The organism is Lentilactobacillus sunkii DSM 19904 (genome assembly GCF_001435575.1).
GTDB lineage: Bacteria > Bacillota > Bacilli > Lactobacillales > Lactobacillaceae > Lentilactobacillus > Lentilactobacillus sunkii.
Map to the genome: position 1 here is coordinate 20,539 of NZ_AZEA01000025.1, position 17,259 is coordinate 37,797.

General features: G+C 39.2%; 17 protein-coding genes and 2 pseudogenes. 14 read left to right on the top strand and 5 right to left on the bottom strand.

Annotation, left to right across the window (positions count from 1 at the left end; genetic code table 11):
- The first annotated feature begins 3 nt into the window (after positions 1-3).
- From FD17_RS11060 to FD17_RS11085, 6 genes are all read left to right on the top strand, one after another.
- Complete coding sequence (locus FD17_RS11060; protein ID WP_057826239.1) at positions 4-393, top strand: hypothetical protein; 390 nt, start codon at positions 4-6, stop codon at positions 391-393.
- A gap of 18 nt (positions 394-411) precedes the next feature.
- Positions 412-1,251 carry a conjugal transfer protein TrbL family protein gene (locus FD17_RS11065; RefSeq protein WP_057826240.1) on the top strand — a complete coding sequence of 280 codons (840 nt, stop codon included), beginning with the start codon at positions 412-414 and terminating at the stop codon, positions 1,249-1,251.
- Between the two features lie 14 nt (positions 1,252-1,265).
- Positions 1,266-1,676, top strand: a complete 411-nt coding sequence (locus FD17_RS11070) for a hypothetical protein (RefSeq protein WP_057826241.1) — start codon at positions 1,266-1,268, stop codon at positions 1,674-1,676.
- Positions 1,677-1,682: 6 nt separating this feature from the next.
- Complete coding sequence (locus tag FD17_RS11075) at positions 1,683-3,818, top strand: type IA DNA topoisomerase (RefSeq protein WP_057826242.1); 2,136 nt, start codon at positions 1,683-1,685, stop codon at positions 3,816-3,818.
- Between the two features lie 112 nt (positions 3,819-3,930).
- Entirely contained in the window at positions 3,931-4,146 is a 216-nt protein-coding gene (locus FD17_RS11080) for a hypothetical protein (RefSeq protein ID WP_057826243.1), read from the top strand.
- 3 nt (positions 4,147-4,149) lie between these two features.
- Positions 4,150-5,274, top strand: a complete 1,125-nt coding sequence (locus FD17_RS11085) for an ArdC-like ssDNA-binding domain-containing protein (protein ID WP_057826244.1) — start codon at positions 4,150-4,152, stop codon at positions 5,272-5,274.
- A 166-nt stretch (positions 5,275-5,440) separates the two neighbouring features.
- Here the strand turns inward: FD17_RS11085 and FD17_RS11090 are convergent, their stop codons facing one another.
- Positions 5,441-6,748 (bottom strand): DNA cytosine methyltransferase, encoded by a 1,308-nt coding sequence (locus FD17_RS11090; protein ID WP_057826245.1) that lies wholly within the window; start codon positions 6,746-6,748, stop codon positions 5,441-5,443.
- Positions 6,749-6,835: 87 nt separating this feature from the next.
- Between FD17_RS11090 and FD17_RS11095 the strand changes: the two genes are divergently transcribed.
- The 5 genes and pseudogenes from FD17_RS11095 to FD17_RS11115 all read left to right on the top strand — a co-directional run bounded on the left by FD17_RS11095 (position 6,836) and on the right by FD17_RS11115 (position 11,675).
- Entirely contained in the window at positions 6,836-7,558 is a 723-nt protein-coding gene (locus FD17_RS11095) for a PmeII family type II restriction endonuclease (protein WP_057826246.1), read from the top strand.
- Positions 7,559-7,841: 283 nt separating this feature from the next.
- Positions 7,842-8,438 (top strand): TIR domain-containing protein, encoded by a 597-nt coding sequence (locus tag FD17_RS11100; RefSeq protein ID WP_186825105.1) that lies wholly within the window; start codon positions 7,842-7,844, stop codon positions 8,436-8,438.
- Between the two features lie 20 nt (positions 8,439-8,458).
- Entirely contained in the window at positions 8,459-9,715 is a 1,257-nt protein-coding gene (locus tag FD17_RS11105) for a tetratricopeptide repeat-containing protein (RefSeq protein ID WP_057826247.1), read from the top strand.
- Between the two features lie 174 nt (positions 9,716-9,889).
- A pseudogene (locus tag FD17_RS11110) lies at positions 9,890-10,910 on the top strand (IS30 family transposase).
- 180 nt (positions 10,911-11,090) lie between these two features.
- Positions 11,091-11,675, top strand: a complete 585-nt coding sequence (locus FD17_RS11115) for a recombinase family protein (RefSeq protein WP_057826248.1) — start codon at positions 11,091-11,093, stop codon at positions 11,673-11,675.
- Positions 11,676-11,900: 225 nt separating this feature from the next.
- Here FD17_RS11115 and FD17_RS13575 read toward each other — a convergent pair whose 3' ends face one another.
- Complete coding sequence (locus tag FD17_RS13575) at positions 11,901-12,236, bottom strand: integrase core domain-containing protein (RefSeq protein ID WP_420864824.1); 336 nt, start codon at positions 12,234-12,236, stop codon at positions 11,901-11,903.
- A gap of 24 nt (positions 12,237-12,260) precedes the next feature.
- Between FD17_RS13575 and istA the strand changes: the two genes are divergently transcribed.
- Together istA and istB are read left to right on the top strand one after the other, a co-directional pair.
- Positions 12,261-13,484 (top strand): IS21 family transposase, encoded by a 1,224-nt coding sequence (gene istA, locus FD17_RS11125; RefSeq protein ID WP_003555353.1) that lies wholly within the window; start codon positions 12,261-12,263, stop codon positions 13,482-13,484.
- 9 nt (positions 13,485-13,493) lie between these two features.
- The gene (gene istB / locus FD17_RS11130) at positions 13,494-14,231 is read left to right on the top strand and encodes an IS21-like element helper ATPase IstB (protein ID WP_003555349.1); all 738 of its coding nucleotides are present in this window, start codon (positions 13,494-13,496) and stop codon (positions 14,229-14,231) included.
- 11 nt (positions 14,232-14,242) lie between these two features.
- Here istB and FD17_RS11135 read toward each other — a convergent pair whose 3' ends face one another.
- From FD17_RS11135 to FD17_RS13580, 3 genes are all read right to left on the bottom strand, one after another.
- Positions 14,243-14,929, bottom strand: coding sequence for an IS3 family transposase (locus FD17_RS11135; RefSeq protein WP_338092503.1), 687 nt, complete (start codon positions 14,927-14,929; stop codon positions 14,243-14,245).
- 5 nt (positions 14,930-14,934) lie between these two features.
- Positions 14,935-15,186 (bottom strand): IS3 family transposase, encoded by a 252-nt coding sequence (locus FD17_RS11140; protein ID WP_002816285.1) that lies wholly within the window; start codon positions 15,184-15,186, stop codon positions 14,935-14,937.
- Positions 15,187-15,310: 124 nt separating this feature from the next.
- Positions 15,311-15,742, bottom strand: coding sequence for a VanZ family protein (locus tag FD17_RS13580; RefSeq protein ID WP_081581200.1), 432 nt, complete (start codon positions 15,740-15,742; stop codon positions 15,311-15,313).
- Positions 15,743-16,041: 299 nt separating this feature from the next.
- On the opposite strand from FD17_RS13580, the pseudogene FD17_RS11150 reads away from it, so the two are divergent.
- Positions 16,042-17,217, top strand: a pseudogene (locus FD17_RS11150) (IS256 family transposase).
- Positions 17,218-17,259 lie beyond the last annotated feature (42 nt).

The following is a 17,259-nucleotide window of genomic DNA, read 5'->3' on the forward strand; positions in this document are numbered from 1 at the left end:
TTAATGAAAAAATATTGGAAATATATAATCGCTGTGATGACAGTGTTGCTGATTGCTGTCGGTCTAACCGCCTGCGGAAAGTCTACAGCACAAGATTTGCAAAGCCATCAGTGGACATTTGCTTCTAGCAAAGATAATGGTATGGCCACTACTGCAAAGTTTTCAAAAAGCAACTTAACACTTACCCAAGCGGGCTTTAGCGAAGTTTATACTTACAAGTTGATTGAAAACAAGGGCAATGAACAAATTAAGTTCATTGGTAAAAATAGTGTTTCAGGTAGCACAGAAACACGTTTGTTTAAGATTAAAAAGCAGTCAGACAAATATAAACTAACACCAATTAACACACTGGCTAAAAGTGATACTGGTACGGTCTCACTCATTCCCAAATAGACAAAGGAGGATTTTAAAATGACAGAAATTATTCAATCAGCTATTTCACACTTTTTCGAATGGCTACTGTCTGGTTTGTTAGATGGTTTATTCAACATCTGTAAGGCCATCATTGACCAAGCCAATCAAAGCTTGCCGATTATTAAAACGTGGTATGCCATCTTCCTATCCTTTGCGACATCGTTAGTCGTTGTGGTTGTCCTTGGGCGTATTGTGATGACAATTCTAAAAGAGGCGGACGAAAGTACCGATGTGACTTGGGCTAATATCATCATGGACGGGATTAAATCAGCGGCCGTGATTCCGGTTTTCGTGTTCTTACAAGGCTTTATTCAAGGTTCAATTACCTTGCCCCTGCTAAAGTATATGTTTAATTCTGATCAGCAGTTTACTGCTAAATCGATTACCGGCATGAATAAAGTACCTGGGCTAAAAGATGTTGGCATTTCGCTACCCTTACAGATTTTGTTTCTGCTAATCTTCACTGTCGTAACCGTCGTGTTCTTTATCAAAATGTGTGTGTTTGTGGCTGATATGGCGTGGTATAACCTGACAATTCCTTTAGCTGCAATGAGCATGGCGACTGAAAGCTTTGATTATAGTGGTACGTGGTGGAAGAAGTACATTTATTACAATGCTTCCATTATTAGCCAGGTGCTTTGTATGTCATTATCAGTGTGGTGTTTCACTAATATGGCTAAATACGGGTTTATTGCTTTTATTGCTTCAATCGGATTCGGTTTTCTGGTGGTCAAAACACCTGACGCCGTTAAAGACTTTTGGGCTTCAACCGGTGTGACTAAAAGTGCTGGTATGGGTGCCATGAGAATGTTTCAAAATTATTTCCGTAACCACTAGGAGGAAAAATAGTTATGAAGAAAATCGCACACTGGTTATTGGAAAAAGCCAAAAAAGATATGCGAACCGACCCTTTTGCAACACCTTCACGGCGGACTAAGTTGTCTTACTATTTTGATAACTTAGTTAGCATGGTCTTCTATATAATGGGAATTTACCTCATGTTAATGGATTTATACCAAGAGCTTTTCACGGCGAACCATACCGATTTTTTAGGAACTGCGCTAATGGCCTTAGTTTTACTGCTGGGTGGCTTATTATTCCGTTGGTCAGCCTATGCAGATCTCAAAGCCATCAACCGGTATCAACATTATTTGAAGCAACAATCGATAGAGCAACAACAAGAATTGCGCCGTAAAACTTGGTTGAAAGCGGCTGAACAAGGTAAAACAGAATTAGATCAAAAACTTAATCACAAGGAGTGAACGAACATGACCACTGTTATCTTAGCTGAAAAACCCAGTCAAGCCCGTTCATACGTCCAAGCCTTTCAAAAGAGCACCAAAAAACAGGGTTACTATACGGTTAGTGACCCTGTTTTGCCCGAGAATACGCTTGTCACGTATGGTCTCGGACACTTAGTTGAACTAGCCACACCGGATAAATATGATCGGAAATACCAGCAATGGGCCTTATCTAATTTACCGATTTTCCCCGATAAATACAAGTTTGAAGTGTCAGCTAGTAAAAAGGACCAATACGGGATCGTCAAAGACCTGTTAACGAAGGCCGATACCATTATTGTTGCTACCGATAGTGGTCGGGAAGGCTCCAATATCGCATGGTCAATCATGAACCAAGCCCAGATTGACGTTAAAAAGAAGACCATTAAGCGGCTATGGTTGAATAGTTTGGAAAAAGACGCCATTATTACCGGATTCAAAAATCTTGGCGATTGGCACAAAGACTATTTGGCTTATAAAGAAGCCCAAACCCGTCAAATTAGCGATTGGTTAATTGGAATGAATGGTAGTCCCTTATACACCTTGTTATTAAGACAAAACGGGGTACGCGGGATATACTCAATTGGTCGCGTGCAGACGCCAACCTTGTATATGGTCTATCAAAGGGACCAGGCAATCAAAAACTTTAAGCCGGAACCTTATTTTGAGCTAAATGCGGAAATTTTAGCTAATCAGCAAAAATTTGTCGCAAAATTAGACCCCTATCAGCGATTTAAAGACGAAGCAGGGCTAATGACATTCATGCAAGCTAAACACGTTCAGAAAGGCTCACAGGACGGTTTTATCAAGGACGTCCAAAAACAAGGCAAAAAACGAGCTAGTCCCCAACTATTCTCGCTATCTAGTCTCCAAAGTGCCATGAATAAACGTTATCACGCCAGTGCCAGCCAAACCTTAGCGGCTATTCAAAGCTTATACGAAGACAAACTACTCAGTTATCCCCGCACCGATTGTGCTTATATCACTGATGAAGAATTTGAGTATTTAGTGGCTAATCTGACGAAGTATCTGGGGTTAGTCTCTAAACAAGTCGCTTTAACCAATACCACCCCAAATAAGCGCTATGTTAATGGGAAAAAAGTTGAAGAACACTATGCCATTATTATGACTAAAGTCGTCCCGACGAAAGAGAAGCTGGCCAGCTTGCCTAAATTACAGCAACAAGTCTACGACCTGGTTTTAAGAACAACGTTAGCGATGTTTGCTGATCCGTACGAGTACGAGGAAACTACCATTATTACCCAAGTTGGTGACGCCAATTTTAAAGCAACGGGTAAGGTCCCAACTAAGCAAGGTTGGCAAGCTTTATTTGATGATCACAAAACCGACCAGCAAGAGGCAGCCACCCTACCGATCGTTCACCAAGGCGACCAAGTTCAAGCGAATCTGCAAACACCGCAAAAAGAAACGACACCACCGGTACCCTTTACCGAAGGTACCCTGATTACGGCCATGAAGACCGCCGGCAAAACGCTTGATGATGAAGAAGCCCAAGCGATTCTTAAAGATGTGCAAGGAATTGGGACAAGTGCGACCCGGGCAAATGTACTGGAAATATTAAAAAAACGCGGCTATCTCGTCACTGAAAAAAATAAGCTGCACGTCAGTGAAGCCGGGATAACATTATGTAAAGCGGTCGAACTCGAACCCTTGCTAACTAGCCCAGAAATGACGGCTAAATGGGAGCAAGCATTACAGCAAATCAGTACCGAAGAACGCACTCCGGATAATTTTTTGAGCCAAATCAAGAAGTTTGTGGCGAAGTTAATCGCTGATGTTCCCACACAATTAACCGGCAATGCAGCCATTAAGCAACAAATCAATCACCAACAGCAAGCACAAAAGTCCGACGAGGTCTTCTTAGAAACACCGCAAGCGACCGTTTTAAATAAACAGAAGTTTTACATTGTAAAGCCTAAGCAAGGCGAAGACTTTACTCTACCCAAGAAATGGAGCAGCAAAGCCCTCGGTAAAACTGCAATCAAAGCCTTAGTCACCAAGGGTGAAACCAGCAAACTAAAGGGGTTCAAGAGCAAAAAAGGTAAGTCGTTTGACGCCAAGCTAAAACTTGACGGTCATAAATTAAGTTTTGATTTTGATTAGAACCTGCCTACCGCCCTGCACGTTGTTGAACCCGTTGTTTAGGTTCACTTTTATAAAGCCAAAAGTAAACCTAAACAACGGGTAAGATTAGCAAAGCAAAGGAGATCATAAAATGGATAATAAATTAGAAGTCATTGGGAGTGAATTACCAGTTTTGCAGGCTAAAGGAACCTACAAGTATCTAAAAGAAATCACTGGTAACGGAGCCTATTATCAAGTGGCTTGGCAAAAATTGTCTGACGGTTACGTTGCCCTTTATGGTACGACCTCGATTCAAATAAGATCATTGCCGACATTGAATGATATTTTTGAAGATGAGGAGGGGTAACTCATGCCAAACAAACCAGATGTTAAGGCTTGGAAAGCACAATTAGTCGCCCAGGCTGAACAGCAAATCCTAAAATTAACCGATAGTGACCGATTTAAACAGTATCTTAATACCCTGGCTAAATTTCATCATTATAGCGCTAGAAACATTGATTTGATTTATGCGCAAAATCCGAAAGCCACTCAAGTCGCGGGCTTTAAGCAATGGCAGACGGCTTTTAACCGCACCGTCAAACGAGGCGCAAAAGCGATTCGGATTGCGGCTCCGATTATTAAGAAGTTAACACCAGCCGAGCAAAAGCGTCTTGATACCACCGATGAACGCGCCATTGTCGGTTACCGTTATCTACCCGTCTTTGACGTATCACAAACTAGCGGTGAGCCAGTGTTAAGTGCCAAGGATTTTGTCAAAGAAAATTTAGCCGATCATCAGAATGTAACGAGCTTGTATAACGCGTTCAAAGATTATTTAAACCAGCAAACCGACCTTAAAGTCAGTGAAGTGCCTTTAGAGACGCTAAATGGAGCTAAGGGGTATTTTCAACCCAGCACTAATGAAATCGTCATTGGTGGCGATGAGCCCGATAATGCTTTAAAATTGAAGACGTTATATCATGAATATGCGCATAGTCAGTTACATGGGTTAAAATCAGCCTTTAAAGATCGCCCGCGAGCCTATCAAGAAACGCAAGCCGAAGCGGTCGCATATGTTGCCATGCAAAATATTGGTGTTGATACCAGTAACTACTCACTCGGGTATGTGGCTACCTGGGCTAAAGATAAAGCCGTGATCCATAGCGCTTTAAGTGAAATCCAGCAAGTTAGTAACAAAGTGATTGAGCTTAGCGACGGGTTAACCAAACAATTAGGCTTACAAGAAGCCCAAAAAGAGCCTGAGCATGATCTAAAAGAACTATCAGCCCTGACACTTAATCAGTCATATCAAGGCTTGCAACAACAAATTCAACAAGCAACTAATCCACAACAAAAATCAGATTTGAAAGATCAGTTAAACGATGTGCACCAAGAAATTAGTGATCGAACTCAAAAACAGCTACAAGCATTTGCTGAAGAAAATCCATCAATCAAACAACCCAAATCCGAACTGGATCAAAGTCTGAAACACTGAATTTAGTTTTCAAAAAAAGGGAAATCTGCCTAATGTTTCGGTAGATTTCCCTTTTTTTGATTGATTAATTTTGTTTTTCTTAAAGTAATACTAATAAGAAAGTGTAAGCATGTATTTTGCCAGTAAAGTTACTGTCAATACAACAAAAGAACAAAATTAGATAACATCAATTTACTTGATTAAGTGAATTGATAATGGAAAGAGCAATATCTTTCCCAAAATTAACAGCTACTGCATTTCCAATTTGCGAGTAAATTGACCCAATTCCCCCAGAGAAATGCCAACTATCGGGGAAGCTTTGAATACGAGCATATTCTCGAGTTGTGAATGGTCTGGTTTCTACTGGATGACATCTTTCAGTTTGTTTTTGGCTCGGAGAAGTAGTGAGTGTCAATGATGGCTCTTCCCAGCTCAATCTACGTGCCATGCCTGTACGACCTCCGCCAGAATAATAACTTTTTCCCATATATTCCCTTGCTACATTCTCCGGCAAGTCTCTCCAGTATCCTCCAGCAGGCACTTGAGCTAAAACTTTTTTCTTAGCATCTGAGTATCTTTGCCCAGGTGAATTAGGTACATTTTTTAAGACATCACGCAAAACAGGTTTATAATCATGTTTTTTAGGAAATTGATAAGTGATATTAAGGTCATTTCTAATGCCAATTAAAATCATACGTTCACGTTTTTCAGCAACACCAAAATCCCATGCGTTTAATACTTTGTAAATAGTCTTATAGCCCATATTCTCGAAAACTTTAATCATAGTTTTTAAAGTACGTCCATGATCATGTGTTGTAAGCCCCTTAACATTTTCAACCAAAAACATCTTGGGCTTAACTTGCTCTAAAATTTTAGCATAATGATAAAATAGAGTTCCTCTTGTGTCGTCTAAGCCCATTTTTTTCCCTGCATAAGAAAAAGATTGGCATGGATAGCCACCACTTAATAAATCAATTTCGCAACTCTTGGGTATATATTTATAAATGCCTGCAGGATCAGCCGTAATCTTGGTAATATCTTCATTGATAACATTCCACTTAGGACGGTTTAGCTTTAATGTGTCTGCAGCGTGTTTGTCAATTTCCACCAGACCAACATCATTAAAACCTGCCTGTTCTAGTGCAAGGGCTAGCCCACCAGCACCAGCAAATAATTCCAAAGCATTGAACTTCCTTTTTGCAATTACGTTTGACACGTCAATCGGAACCTCTGGGAACATTTCATTTCTTATATCCTTTTTGGGGGATAATGTCGATAGTTGCTCGTTTACTGGTACAATAGACTTAAGCACATCATACCCTAATACGTCAGCAAGGTTCGAAACGTTACTTTTAATCGGAGAAAACGAGCTGGATAGCATGACCGACAATTGATTTTTGGTTATACCCATTGATTGAGCCAACTCTTTTTGTGTTTTTATTCCCTTTTTTTTCATTAGGGTGTGAATTTCTTTCTTGTCTAAAACCGCCTTCATAAGCGTACCCCCATATAATGTTATGAATATATATTAACTTTAATTAGGGTAGCTGTCAATACTTTCTTTTAAAAGGAGCTTTATAATATGGTTAACATAACTGAACAAGAAGTTCTGGATAATGCTTACGATTTCTTCTTTAATTTGTTTTCTAAAAGAGCACAAAACTATTCAAATAAAAAATACAAATCATTTAAGGTTAATCCTTTCACGATTCAAGCAACAGCAAACGCATTTGGATCCCCTATTACGGTTCAAAATTTAGCAAAGGCTGTTGTTTATCCTTTTGCATTAGGAACCTCAATAGCAACTAGCTTTGGGACTAACTTCCAAGCCTTTATGGTTTCAACAACTGGCGGATTAGCCAGGGCATCTGTAGTAAAGGGAATGGACATTGAGTACGATGATGCTCTTGATAATAGGCATAAATATTGTCAAATTAAATCTGGACCAACTACTATCAATAAAGATGACATTAAAACAATTGAAGATCATTTCAAAGGTTTAACAAACTTAGCAAGAACCAATCATTTACCCCTAGATGCCTCCGACAAAGTAGTCGGCGTTCTATATGGTACACATAATGATTTAAGTACAATGTATAGAACTATCGAACATGATGGAATTAATGTTTTTGCCGGAGAAGAACTTTTCTATCATATAACAGGCATCCATGGTTTGTATCAGGGACTTATCGAAAGTGCTCGACGTGCGGCTGAAAATTCGGAAATGCAAGAAAGTATTCAAAAGTTGATAAAAGAAGTGGAAAGTGGAATAAATAGCCATAAAGACCTTTATGGCTTGCAATAGTAACTCCGCGGTGAGGAGGGGAAAGTACATGGACTATAGTCAATACAAGGCTGGTTGTCTAGAAAAATTAAAGGATTTTCTAACATCAGAAAAGAAAAGGCCTGTATTATTTATTGGGTCTGGACTGTCACAAAGATATTTACTGGATTGAAGTCAATATTTGAGACAGATTTTAAGAGACATTCAGAACCGCGTTTACCTTCCACAGCTCAAATATTGACTTCAATCCAGCTCAAAAGTAAGATTATAAATTATTTAGAAATAAAGTTCTGGAGGTGGCTATATGGTGAAGCACAAATGTTTCATATCATTCAAGGTTGAAGATAAAGCATATAAAGAAAAAATACAAAGAAATGAAAGCATTGAAATGATTGACAAATCATTAAATGAACCTATCAATTCTGATGATCCAGATTATGTTATGCAAAAAATAAGAAATGATAATTTAAAAGATTCGAGTGTTACTATTTTTTTGATTGGTAATTTTAGTGCAGAAACATTGGGTGAAAAAGAACAATACTATATAAAAAAAGAACTTCAGGCATCACTTTATCATTCTCTTAATCATGGTCGTAATGGAATATTGGGAATAGTTCTTCCAAGTATGTATAGCCAAATATATAAAGGGCAATACACCTGTTCAATATGTGGGAACATTCATAATTATATTTGCATTAATGATAACACTACTATTAAAGAATTTAGTGCCAACTATTACATTCAAAAGGACCATACATCATGTGCATGGTTCGAAGATCAAAGATATTGTGTACTAGCTAAATGGAACGACTTTATTTTGGATCCTAACAGTTTTATAAATGCGGCATGGGAAAAACGTAATGAAGATATTGTAAAAAGAATAACAGTTTACCCTAAATAGTAAAAGTAGAGGAAAACGAAATGACATATCATTGTTTTACAATCATGGGATACGGAGAAAAAACCGATTATACATTAAGCAAAAAAATAAATTTGGATAAGATATACACTAAATTAATTAAGCCAACTTTATCCAGCTTTAATAATATAGATAACCTTCGAGGAGACGAAATATCAAGTTCTGAAATTATTGATACTGATATGTTTGAACTACTGTTAAGTGCCGACATTGTTATCGCTGACATAACTACTCTTAATCCTAATGCAATATATGAACTAGGTATACGTCATGCGTTAAAACCTTATTCAACAATAATCCTTAGTTTGGAACAGGATACTTTACCTTTTGATTTTAATCACAGTCGAATTTTCAGATATACATTAGAAGATATAAATGACGACAGCAGATTAAGATCAAAAATAGAGAGATTACATGAGTTGGTAAAAAACACTGTTAATAATTTAGACAATAGGAGAGAAACCTGTGATAGTCCATTTTATGAATATGTAAAAGGTGTAAGCGCACCAACTATTCCTGCCAATAAAATAAGTGAAATACGCTCTAAGCACTATGATTCTGAAACAATTAAAAGTTTGAGGGATAAAGCAGATCAGTTAACAAAAGAAAATAAATACCAAGAAGCAGCTGCTACCTATGAAAAATTATCCCAAAACAATCGTAATAATCCCTATTATATACAACAACAGGCTCTACTTTTGAGTAAAGTTATAGGCCATGATCATGAAAAAAAACTGAGGGAGGCTGAGAAAATAATCAAAACCTTGAATCCATTTAACTCTCTTGACTGTGAAACTACGGGAATTTATGGTGGAATTGAAAAGCGATTGTTTTCTATAACTAAAAGTAAAATCAACCTGGATAATGCAATAAAGTCATATACTAGGGGATTTATATTAGACCACGATTATTATAATGGCGAAAATGTAATAAATTGTCTCATCTACAAACTTTTGGATTCAAACGATAACGAAGAATTAGTTTATTTAAAGTATAGGATCAATAATTTAAATAAAGAGGTTCTTAAACTTGCGTTACAAGAAAAAGACAAACAGACTGCGGAAAATTCCGATTGCGTTTACTGGATATTTGCAACAATCTCACTTTCCTATTTGTTAATGGATAATAATATGGATTATCAAGATTATAAGAATGAATTTGAAAGTCAGGCTGTTTACGATAGAGAAAAGAAATCTTTTAAAGAAACTGAAGATCTTCGGAAAAAAGCCCTAGAGAAACTTATGTTAATCACTATTTAAAATGGTTAATTTGAATTGTAAGTGTAAATCAAAATAATTTTAAATAAAGAATTCTCCTCGATTTAAAATTGAAGTACAACACCTGCTCTACTAGACCAGTTCTTTATTCAGACTAGTCAAAATGGCCATGAAGACCTATTTTTAATTCACCACAAACAAGAAAGAGGTATCTTCATGACCCGAATTAAGAATATCATATCTAATCAGTATCACCAACTCAATTTAGCTGAACGTGGTCGAATTGAAGCCCTAAGGGGCTTAGATTGGTCCATCCGCCGGATTGCCAAGGCTCTTCATCGTAATCCCAGTACGATTTCGCGTGAATTAAGACGGGGGACAATAACACAGATTAACGCTAATACTCATATCTTCGAACAGTCATATCTGGCGGAAACTGGCGAAGCAGTTTATCGTAAGCACCGGCTAAACAGCTGTTATCGTGGACTCTTTGATCACTGTCAAACCTTCTGTAATGCTTTGGTTACAGCTTTAAAAGCTCGCCCCAGAATGCATAGTGTGGATACTTTTGTTCACCAATTCAAGACTAATTACCCAGGAGTTGTCTGTCCCTCAACACCGACGGCGTATCGATACATTGATGACCAGCGTTTAGCTATCCGTAATTCAGACCTACCAGCTAAACTCCGTCGCCGAGTCAAACGTCCCAGAACAAAACATCACCGAATCAATAAGAAGAATTTGGGTCATTTAATCGAAGAGCGTCCCACTGTGGTTCAAGCGCGTCAAGAGCTTGGACACTGGGAAGGTGACTTGGTCAAAGGTAAACGAGTTGAATCTGAGCCAGCATTAATGACTTTGACTGAACGTGTTAGTCGTTTAGAAATCATCGTTAAACTTCCCAATTATCATGCCGACACTTGCTTGAAAGCCTTCCAGAAAAACTTATATGACTATGGAACTGAACACTTTAAAATCATTACTTCTGATAACGGTGCTGAGTTCTAAAGTTTGTGTCAAGTCGATGGAATTGAAATCTACTTTGCCCGTCCTTATTCACCATGAAAACGTGGAACCCAAGAGAACACTAATGGCCCTTTGCGCGAATTCTTCCCGAAGGGCAGATCCTTGGCTTCAGCCTCACTCATTGACATTCAGATGGCTCAAGATACCTTACCGGCTACGGCGGTCATTGAACTATCGCTGCTCAGCCAATCTAATGCCTGAAATAGCTTAACAACTAGACCACTTCTAAGAATAGATTCTTAGTGTTGCACTTAATTTGACAATTGAGGAGAAGAATAAGAACCCCTTAAACTAAACGGCCACTAGGGTATACCCTAGTGGTCTTTTTTATTTCTGTGCTATACTAGGAATTACAAGTGTTCATTAGAACTGTCCAAAAGGAGAATTGGAAATGGCTAAAATCGGTTATGCGCGTGTGAGTTCCAAGGAGCAACATTTAGATCGACAGTTAGCGGCTTTAAAAGACGTTGATAAATTATTTACGGATAAATTAAGTGGAGCTAACACTAATCGGCCAGAACTGCAAAAAATGCTGGCCTATATTCGTGAGGGTGATATTGTAATGGTCACTGAATTAGATCGCTTAGGCAGAAACAACCATGATTTGACTAAGATCATGAACTCCATTCAAAATAAGGGGGCCACCCTAGATGTGTTGAATTTACCGTCCATGACAGGGATTGCTGACCCAAATTTACGTCAACTGATGACCAACTTGATTATTGAACTCTATAAGTATCAGGCCGAAAGTGAACGTAAGCGAATTATTGAGCGCCAGCAGCAAGGGATTGCCTTAGCTAAGCAGCAGGGCAAATATCATGGTCGCAAGCCTCAATACGCTGAAGATGATCCCCGATTGTTACATGCCTTTAAACTTTATCAAAATGGTATGAGCGATGTGGATGTGGCTCGAAATACTGGGATTAAGCGGACAACCTTTATTCGGTATCGAAAGAAATTCAGTGTGTATAGATAAATTTCTCATTAAATAAGCAGGGCAGTGAAGAAAAAATTTAAATAGGAGTGAAATAACAGATATATGGAAATAAAAGAGAGCGTAAAATATCTTGTGTAAATGCTGGATTGAAGTCAATATTTGAGACAGGTTTTAAGAGACATTCAGAACCGCGTTTACCTGCCACAGCTCAAATAAATCATTAATCGTGATTAATAACTTATTTGAACCCTGGAAAGCATTAAATCAGGCGGCCATTTGGCTCGTAAGTGTTGCGATTTCAACTTGTAAGGGGGTCTGGTAGCCCAGTGAACTATGAATTCTCTTCCTATTGTAGAAAGCATGCACATATTCAAAAAGGACGGCAGCGGCAGTTTCATAATCTTCAAAGACCGGCACTGGATAAACACATTCCTTTTTGAGGGAAGCATGAAAAGATTCCATTGGTGCATTATCATACGGACAACCCTTACGGCTGTAAGAGTGGCGGATATGTAGTTCTTGTAAAAGGCACCCGTAAAATGTAGGAAAACGGCAGGTTAGAACTGTTGGTTTTCCTACATTTTTTGTATCATGAATCACATCAGAGTGTAGGAGGAATTTGATGTGAGACGTGATTTAAGAGAAGGAGTGACGATTTACGTGACTGAAAATATTAAGCCTAACTTCGCCGAGATTGCCCGGCAATATAATGTTGATTATCGAACCGTTAAGAAAGCCTATGAGGAAGTCAAAGCTGGACTTAAGGGCCGACCAAGTGGTCGACCGAAACGGCCAAGTTTACTGGATCCATTCAAGCAAACCATCGATTCAAAGCTTGAACTAAATTGTTCGGCTGCTTCAATTTTTAAATTTATCCAGAAGAAGGGCTTTACCGGCAGCTATACCCTCGTGAAAGATTATTGTCGCCAAACCCGCCGAGAACGAGTTAAGAAAGCTACCATTCGGATTGAACATTCCCCTGGTCTCTCTGCTCAAGTTGACTGGAAAGAAGAAATGGCCCTAGTGAGCAGCGAGGGTGAGCTGTTTAAATTCAATATTTTCTTGTATGTATTGCCTTATTCAAAACTCAAATATATGACACTAACCTTTGATCGGAGCCAAGATACCCTCTTTTCTTGCTTACACGACGCTTTCCTTCATACCGGAGGTATTCCGACGGAAATCTGGTTTGATAATATGAAAACCGTTGTGGATCATACAAAATCCCAGTTTGGCCACGCTGTCTTTAACGAACGGTTCCACGAATTCTGTAAAGATGCCGGTTTCACACCAATTGCTTGTCGACCATTCAGACCACAAACTAAAGGTGCAGTTGAAGCCCTTGCTCGCACGGTTGAACGTTTACGGCCATACAATACTGAATTTGCTGATGGAACTGAGCTAATCGAACTAGTTCATATGCTCCGAGATGATCTAAATCATGAAACTTCGCAGGCCACGGACGAAGTCCCGTACCTGAAATGGTTAGACGAAGAAAAAGAGTACCTTCATCGCGTTCCAGTTAATCTCCTTGAACCATACTTCGAAGAAAACATTACCCGTGTCGTTTCGAAGGAGGCCATGATCAATTTCCGCAAATGTAAGTACTCAGTAGATCCGCGATACATTGGTTGTACGGTTGCTGTTGAAATCTCCAATGATGAGCAGCGCATCCACATTTATTATAACGGAGAAGAAATTCGTACGCACTCCATAACTACCAATTCGCTGAATTATGACCCCCAAGATCAGTTCAATATCCTCAAATCTGATTTGCTTAAAGGGCGGACAGATGAAGACATTTCAGCTTACATTCGTGAACATATGACTGATTACGACAACTTATAGGAGGCTACCATGACCACTAATAATCAAATTCTTTTAAATAATCTTGAGCGCTTAGGGTTAAACAAAATCCGTGAATACTTGCCGAATTACCTTGATCAAATTCACACTGATAATCTGTCATTAACTGAGGCGCTAATTGATTTAACTAATTCGGAACTCCAGAATCGACACGAAGGTCAGATTGCACGGGCCATTGGCCGTGCTCGGTTCCCCAATACAAAATCCCTAGATACATTTGATTTTAGCTTTCAACCCAGTATTAATCGCCAAGAGGTTCTGGAATTCCAGAATCTGGCTTTTATGGAAAAGTCTGAAAACTTAATCTTTATTGGCAATCCGGGAGTCGGTAAAACCCACTTGGCAATTAGTATTGGGATTGAGGCCTGTAAACAGGGCTGTCGGGTTCTCTTTATTAATTGTCATGAGCTGTTGATTAGATTGAGAGCAGCTTACGAAAAAGGACTGCTTGATCGATCTCTAAGCCGCTATTCGCGCTATGACCTATTAATTATTGATGAAATTGGGTATTTGCCAATTGGTCACCAAGAAGCTAACCTCTTATTTCAGCTAGTCAATGCCCGCTATGAAAAGCATTCAACGATCATTACCAGCAATAGTGATCTATCCGCTTGGGTTGATATTTTCCAGAACCCAACTGTGACAGCAGCCATTCTCGATCGCTTGGTTCATCATGTTCACGTAGTGAAGATCACTGGTAAATCTTACCGATTACGTGGCCTCAAGTAACTGCCGAAAACCTACATTTCTTTCTGCCGAAAACCTACATTTTTAAACTGCCCTTGACATTCTGTTAACCGTTGGTTGTAATCATCGCTGGTGTACTGTGATCCTAAGTCTGTGTGGATAATCAGGTCCCCAGTAATGGTTCGATTTTTAACCGCGCTTTCCAGGGTCTTTAAGACTAAATCAGTAGCCATCTTTTTTGAGAATGAATAGCCGATAATTCGTCTTGAGTGCAGATCCATGATCGTTGATAAGTAACACCAGCCATTACGCTTCGTTTGAATATAGGTCATATCAGCGGTCCATTTTTGATTTAAACCAGTGGTCGAGAAATCCTGCTTAAGCAAGTTGGGACGCTGTTCAACCTTGGTTTTGGAAGCCGAAGCCGCTTTCCATTTATTGACGGTAACGGAGTGGATATCCAGTTCCTTCATGAGCCGGGAAATCCGTCTTGGGCTGCACCGACGCTGCAGTGGTTGAAGTTCCAGATTCAATTCATGGTGGATCTTCATAACGCCGTATCGCTGCTTGAATTCCGCAAAGATCCGCAGAATCCGTTGTTTTAAGTCCGCATCTTCGGCCCGGCGTTTTGAAGGCTTGGGGGATCGATAACGATAATACTGAGCTCTGGAAACACCGAGGATTCGGCACATCTTAGTTACCTGGTGGTGATGGCTTTCTTGGTGAATGTAATCAAAAATATTGGTTACTTCTGCGCAAGGAAGCCCAGGGCTTTTTTTAGGATTTCGTTCTCCTCAGACAGGGAAGCCAGCCGCTTTTCCATCGCTTTAATTTCGTCTGGCGATTTACCGGATTGAGTTTTGGCTTGGCCCTGGATCCACTTATGAACGGTTGAATAGCCAATGCCATATTCTCTGGCCAGTTGGGCGGCTGATTCGCCTTGTTTATATAGGTTGATGATGTTTTGTTTGAATTCTTTGTCGTAACGAGTTGGCATGTAAAAATTCCTTCCTTTTGAGAGACGATTTATTCATTATACGCTCTCTTAAAAGTTGTCTCAGGAATCAGCTTACATCCATATTTTATTATGAATGCTAAGGGGAAATAAATTTACCTACGGGTTATTTATCAATTAACTTTGATAGATAATAACCAACTACAAATCCTAAAGTATTAGTAAGCACGTCATTTATATCTACCCAACGATGTGTTATTGCCAAATTGTCTGTTATAAATTGAGTAAATTCGATAGTGAATCCAATAAGGATTCCAGTTGTAATCACATGAGAAATTTTGAATTTGGGAGAGAATAAAATATAGGTAAGTATTCCTAAGGGACAAGTCATAATGATGTTTAGCCAGAATCCTAATTGATCTAATTCTTGAAAGGGAATGTAAGCAACTGGTGCCTTACCAATCATCATAAAGCTAATAGCTTGATTTGACGGTGGCAATTTAATAGGTAAGGTTGGGCTAAAACATAAAAAACAAATTGATAAGGCTGAAATTCCTAATAATACCCAGGCAAATAATTTTGAAATATGGTTAATAATTCATCATCTACTTTCATTATTAATTGAATTAAAAATATTGCGATAATTTATAAATTCTTCCTTAAATACATATTTTTGAAAACTAAATTTCAATTATAAGCATTTTTATCAAAACTATCACAAAAAAGTAGCAATAACGGAACTTTAACAAATCTTTTACCACATTTAATGTTTAGCAGATAGAGAGCGTAAAATATCTTGTGTAAATGCATAAAAGATTTCTGAATTGTATAGAAATAGGGAATGCCTTCCCTTATGATATTTAGTAACCACAGAAAACATCACAGGAGGCATTCCCCATGAATGAACTTACCACAGAAATTATCGCTGCAGTAGCCCAAAAGCAAGATTTGGACGAAGTTTTTCGTCACCACCTCGAAATTGCGATTAACCAGCTGCTTCAAACCGAATTGGCAGAGTTTTTGGGTTACGAACGCTACTCATACGCTGGGATTAACACTGGTAATAACCGCAACGGCAGTTATGAGCGCTCGTTTGATACAAAGTACGGCCAACTTAACTTAACCATTCCTCGAGATCGCAATGGCCGGTTTGAAAATCATACCTTGCCAGCCTACGGTCGGCACAGTGATAATTTAGAAACAACGGTCATTCAGTTGTATACCAAGGGAATTACCACTGCTGAAATTGCCGAACTCATTGAGAAAATGTACGGTGCTCACTACTCCAAAGCCACGGTTTCCAACATGACTAAAGCCGTCAATGAACAGGTTCAAGCTTTCCAGCAACGCTGACTGGCTTCACAATATGCGGCCATCTTCTTAGATGCCACTTACTTGCCGTTAAAGCGGGATACCGTTCAAAAAGAAGCCGTTCATATTGCGATTGGCATTCGTCCAGATGGTACGAAGGAAGTGCTGAACTACCAAGTGGCGCCAACGGAATCGACTGGAATCTGGACTGAACTGCTGGGAACCTTGATCAAGCAGGGCGTTAAAGATGTGCTGTTGTTTGTGGCCGATGGGTTAGTTGGTTTGGATGAAGGCTCGAATCGGCATTTCCCTAAAGCCAAACGACAACGTTGCCTGGTTCATGTTGGGCGGAATCTGATGAACAAAGTTCGCTTAAAAGACCGCAAGGCCGTGATCAGTGACTTTAAACAAGTTCATCGGGCCGCCAACCGTGAAGCAGCCGAACTGAAACTGAATGAGTTCGCCAACAACTGGCATCAGACCTATCCCAAATTAATCAAAGATCTGCTTAAAATGCCGAATTTACTCACTTTCATGGACTTTCCACCAGCTATCCGGCAATCACTATACTCCACTAACCTGATTGAGAACTTTAATAAGCATCTCAAGCGCACCACCCACCACAAAGAACAATTTCCAACGGAAGATTCACTGGATCACTTCCTGGTTTCTCAGTTTAATGTTTATAACGAGAAGTCTCTGAAGCGGATCCACCGAGGGTTCAAAGGACTCCAGGACACCTTGGAAGCATCATTTATTTAAGTTAGATACATATTATATGTACGAAGGCATTTCATTTACACA